Here is a 516-nt window from a genome sequence, read left to right on the forward strand (position 1 = left end):
GGTGACGGTGACGCTGAAAGATGCAAACGACAATGCGGTGACCGGGGTATCCGCGTCGCTGGACAAGGCGGTCACGGTGGCAAACGCCACGCTGAAAGCGGGCAGCAGCTGGAAGGATAACGGCGACGGTACCTACACGGCGACGTACACGGTGACGACGGTGGGGACGGACCTGAAGGCGACGCTGCAGCTGAGTGGCTGGGGTGCGGCAGATACCTCAGGGGCGTATGCCATCACGGCAAACACACCGGACGCGGCGAAGTCGGCCATCAAAACCGACAACACCACCTATGTGGCTGGCTCGGATATGACGGTGACGGTGACGCTGAAAGATGCAAACGACAATGCGGTGACCGGAGTATCCGCGTCGCTGGACAAGGCGGTCACGGTGGCAAACGCCACGCTGAAAGCGGGCAGCAGCTGGAAGGATAACGGCGACGGCACCTACATGGCGACGTACACGGCGACGACGGTGGGGACGGACCTGAAGGCGACGCTGCAGCTGAGTGGCTGGGG

General features: G+C 63.2%; 1 protein-coding gene. It reads left to right on the forward strand.

Going from position 1 to position 516, the window contains the following annotated elements; genetic code table 11:
- A partial coding sequence (locus NNO03_RS22480) for an invasin domain 3-containing protein (protein WP_271450613.1) occupies positions 1 to 516 on the forward strand: 516 nt, incomplete at both ends.

The sequence above is a fragment of the Citrobacter sp. Igbk 16 genome (assembly GCF_028069755.1).
Taxonomy (GTDB): domain Bacteria; phylum Pseudomonadota; class Gammaproteobacteria; order Enterobacterales; family Enterobacteriaceae; genus Citrobacter.